Genomic DNA, 4,267 nt, shown 5'->3' on the forward strand with positions numbered 1-4,267 from the left:
GACGTCTTCCGACGGCGGCGGCGCGCAGGCCGGCGGCGACGGCAAGATCAAGGTCGTCGCCTCGACCGACGTCTGGGGCAGCGTGGTCAACGCCGTCGGCGGCGAGAACGTCGAGGTCAAGTCGATCATCCACGACCCGTCGGCCGACCCGCACTCGTACGAGACGACGGCGGACGACGCCCTCGCGGCGAAGGGCGCGCAGCTGCTGCTGTCCAACGGCGGCGGGTACGACGAGTTCTTCGGCAAGCTCACCGAGCAGGCGGGCAGCGCGAAGAAGCTCGTCGCCTACGACATCGCCGCGACCGGCGACGAGAACGAGCACGTCTGGTACGACCTCCCCGGTGTCGACAAGGTCGCCGACCAGCTCGCCGCGCAGCTGGGCGAGCTCCGGCCGGCGGCCAAGCAGCAGTTCGCCGACAACGCGACCGCGTTCAAGGCGAAGGTCGACGCGCTCGAGAAGCGGCTCGAAGAGCTGGGCGCCACCCACCCGGGTACGAAGGTCGTCGTCACCGAGCCGGTCGCGCACTACCTGCTGGCGAGCGCGAAGATCACCGACGCGACGCCCAAGGCGTTCTCGGACGCGGTGGAGAACGACACCGACGTCCCGGCCGACGCCGTCAGCGCCTACAAGCAGCTCATCGCCACCAAGCAGGTCAAGGCGCTGGTCAACAACGAGCAGACCGTGACGCCGCTGACCCAGGACGTCGTCAAGCAGGCGAAGGAGGCCGGGATCGGCGTGGTCGGCGTGACCGAAACGCTCCCCGCGGGTGTGACGGACTACATTGGCTGGATGACCGGGGAAGTCGACGAGCTGGCTGGGGCGTTGAAGTAGCCATGTCACCCGCATCCGACGACGTACGCCCCGCGGTCCGGGTCCGCGGGGCGGGGCTCGCCTTCGGCCCCCGCACCCTCTGGTCGGGGCTGGACCTCGTCGTCGAGCCGGGCGAGTTCCTCGCCGTGCTGGGCCCGAACGGCTCCGGCAAGAGCAGCTTCCTCAAGGCCCTGCTCGGCATGCAGGCCCTGTCGGCGGGCACGGTCGAGATCGCCGGCGGCCGCCCGGGCGGCGCGAACCGCAAGGTCGGCTACATCCCGCAGCAGCGCGCGATCGACGAGTCGCTGACGCTGCGCGGCGTCGACCTGGTCGGGCTGGGCCTCGACGGGCACCGCTGGGGCTTCGGGTTCCCGGGCATGGCGGCCCGGCGCCGTCAGGTCGCTTCGGCGGTTTCCGCCGTCGGGGCCACGCGGTACGCGAAGCAGCCCGTCGGCCGGTTGTCCGGCGGCGAGCAGCAGCGGCTGCGGGTGGCGCAGGCGCTGGTCGGCGACCCCGAAGTCCTGCTGTGCGACGAGCCGCTGCTGTCGCTCGACCTGGCGCACCAGCGCGCGATCAGCGAGCTGATCGACACCCGGAGGCGCACGGCCGGCACGGCGGTGCTGTTCGTGACCCACGAGATCAACCCGGTGCTGCCGTTCGTCGACCGCGTGCTCTACCTGGTCAACGGCCAGTTCCGGATCGGCAAGCCGGACGAGGTCATGACGACGGAGACGCTGTCGGAGCTGTACGGCACCCGCGTCGAGGTGCTCAAGGTCGGCGGCCAGATCCACATCGCGGGCGCGCAGAGCGCGTTGTGCGAGGCGGAGCCGCACCACCACGAACACGACGTCGAAGAGCAAGTGGGCTGAGTCTTGGATCTGTTCGACTTCGGCAAGACCTGGGAGCTGATCACCGAGCTCGACGGTGTCCAGACGGCGCTGCTGGCGGCGGCGATCCTCGGCCTGGTGGCCGGCGTGCTGGGCCCGCTGATCGTGATGCGGCGGATGTCGTTCGCGGTGCACGGGACGTCCGAGCTGGCGTTCACCGGCGGCGCGGCGGCGCTGCTGCTCGGGATCGGCGTCGAGTACGGCGCGTTGATCGGCGCGGTGGTGGCGGCGTTGCTGCTGGGCATCCTGGGCGCCCGTGACGCGGACCGCGACTCGGTGATCGGCGTGATCCTGTCCTTCGGCCTCGGGATGGGCGTGCTGTTCCTGTCCTTCTACAAAGGACGGTCCGGGAACAAGTTCGGGATCCTCACCGGCCAGATCATCACGATCGATTCGACGAATCTGACGTTGTTCGTGGTGTCGTCGGTGGTGGTGCTGGCGGTGCTGGCGGTGGTGTACCGGCCGTTGCTGTTCGCTTCGGTGGACCGGAACGTGGCCGTGGCGCGCGGCGTCCCGGTAAAGACGCTGACCGTGGTCTTCGCCCTTTTGGTGGGGGTTTCGACCGCGTTGAGCGTGAAGGTGGTCGGCTCGCTCCTGGTGGTGGCCCTGATGGTGACGCCCGCCGCGGCCGCCGCTCGCGTGACGGCGTCCCCCTGGAAGGCGACGGTGCTTTCGGTGGTGTTCGCCGAGGTGTCGGCGATCGGCGGGATCGTGCTGTCCCTGGCGCCCGGCCTGCCGGTGAGCGCCTTCGTGACGGCGATTTCGTTCCTGATCTACGTGGTGTGCCGGGTGATCGCCTGGCAGCGTGACCGCCGGACGCGGGTGAGCGCGGTGGAACCGGCCCTCGTCGCGGCGGCCTAACCCAGCATCAGCAGGACCTGCAGCTCGCCCACCACGAAGCCGATCACCCCGCCCACGGCGATCAGCTTCCACTCGTCCTGCCGGAACGCCGGCCGCAGCAGGCCCTCGAACTCCAGCGGGGTCAGGGCCAGCATCCGCTGCTCGATCACCTTCGCGACGTCCATCGCCTCGGTGAGGTACCCCTCGGCGTACCGGGCCGTGTCCGGCAGCCGCTCCAGGGCTTTCCGCGCCGCGGCCCGCTTCATCTCTTTCAGCCGGGTTCCGCCCACCGTCCACGCCAGGGGCATCTGCGCGTCGACCGTTTCCGACACCAGGTTCTCGACCAGGGCCGCGAGCCGGTCCGCGCGGGGGCCGCGCAGGACCGCGTCCAGCAGGTTCTGGACCGTCAGGACCTCGTTCGCGATCAGCTCGCCGTACTGCCGCGCCACCTCGGCCCGGCGGCGCTGGAACTTGCCCTGGAAGATCACCCGGCCCACGCGCACCGGCTCGCGCGGGACGAAGATCAGCTTGATCGCGAGCCAGTCGGTGCACAGGCCGATCACGCCGCCGAAGATGGGCAGCACCCACGGCTCGCGCGTGAACGCCCAGACGATCGTCTGCACGAGACCCAGCCCGAACCCGAAGTAGATGCCCATCCGCGCGATGAACGCCATCTCCGGGCGGGACGTCTCGCGGATCAGCCGCACGAGCAGCTTCTTGTCGCGCGTCAGCCGCTGGACCGTCATGTGCTGGACGTCCAGCACCTCGTCGAGGTGCTCGCGGACGTCGTCGAGGAACTCCCGGACCAGCCGCGGCGCCGACGCCTGGACCTGCTTGATCAGCATCTCCTGCGCCAGCGTCGGCATGACCTCCCACAGGCGCGGGTGGTGCTCGGCCAGCACCTCGCGCGCGGTGTGGTCGACCGCGCGCAGCAGCGGCTGCTCCAGCTCGCTGGTGATGATCACCGGGTCGATCCGGCCGAGGACTTCCTTGAGGTCGAGCAGGTTCGCGGTGAGCAGCTCGGTCGCGACCGCGGCCATCCGCCCGCCGTGCTTCGGGACGACGCCCTGCCAGCCGAGCAGCGGCGGGATCCCGGCGAATTCGAGGGGCCGGAACATCATCTCGATGGCGACGCGCTTGGTGACGTACCCGATCAGCGCGGCGACGAACGGCATCGCCGCGTAGAGCGGCCAGTGCAGGGCGAGGTCGTGCAGGACAGCGTCCATTCCGGCCTCCCTCGCGGTCCCGAGATCGAAACCGTACCGGCTACCCGATGAGCGCCGAAGCTTCCTCCGCCTGCGGGTCGCCGAGTTCCTCGAACACGGTCCGCGCGCGCCGCCAGCAGTCGCGCGCCTGCTCCGGCTCGCCCAGCCGGGCCAGGGAACGGCCGAGGTTCATCAGGGTCCGCGCCCGGCCGTAGTCGTTGCCCGCGAGGACGTGCTGCTCGATCGCCTGGCGGTAGCGGTCGACCGCGCGGCGGTGGTCGTCCCGCAGCGCGTACGTCTCGGCGAGGTTCGCCAGGCAGATCGCCGTGTGGTAGCGGTCGCCGCGGCGGCGGAACACGGCCAGTGCCTCGCGGTTGCGCACTGTCGCCGGTTCCAGGCGGCCGAGCGAGCTGTTCGCCAGCGCGATGTTCATCAGGGCGAGCGCCTCGCCCAGGGTGTTGCCCCGGTCGCGGTGCAGCTGCCCGGCCTGGGTGAACGCGGCCAGCGCCGGTTCGAACCGGCGC

General features: G+C 70.7%; 5 protein-coding genes. 3 read left to right on the top strand and 2 right to left on the bottom strand.

The features are described 5' to 3' along the window. The 3 genes from CCN39_RS47150 to CCN39_RS47160 form a co-directional block, all read left to right on the top strand. Positions 1-832 (top strand): metal ABC transporter solute-binding protein, Zn/Mn family (locus CCN39_RS47150; RefSeq protein WP_086853617.1); only part of this gene is annotated, 832 nt, incomplete at its 5' end. Between the two features lie 2 nt (positions 833-834). After that, complete coding sequence (locus tag CCN39_RS47155) at positions 835-1,680, top strand: metal ABC transporter ATP-binding protein (RefSeq protein ID WP_086853619.1); 846 nt, start codon at positions 835-837, stop codon at positions 1,678-1,680. 3 nt (positions 1,681-1,683) lie between these two features. Next, on the top strand, positions 1,684-2,559 hold the full coding sequence (locus CCN39_RS47160; protein ID WP_086853621.1) for a metal ABC transporter permease: 876 nt from the start codon (positions 1,684-1,686) through the stop codon (positions 2,557-2,559). Here the strand turns inward: CCN39_RS47160 and CCN39_RS47165 are convergent. Continuing rightward, entirely contained in the window at positions 2,556-3,764 is a 1,209-nt protein-coding gene (locus CCN39_RS47165; RefSeq protein WP_086853623.1) for a DUF445 domain-containing protein, read from the bottom strand. The genes CCN39_RS47160 and CCN39_RS47165 overlap by 4 nt on opposite strands. Before the next feature lie 40 nt (positions 3,765-3,804). Then, positions 3,805-4,267, bottom strand: a 463-nt coding sequence (locus CCN39_RS47170; protein WP_143264454.1) for a tetratricopeptide repeat protein, incomplete at its 5' end; no start/stop codon positions are given.

The sequence above is a fragment of the Amycolatopsis kentuckyensis genome (genome assembly GCF_002155975.1).
Lineage (GTDB): Bacteria > Actinomycetota > Actinomycetes > Mycobacteriales > Pseudonocardiaceae > Amycolatopsis > Amycolatopsis kentuckyensis.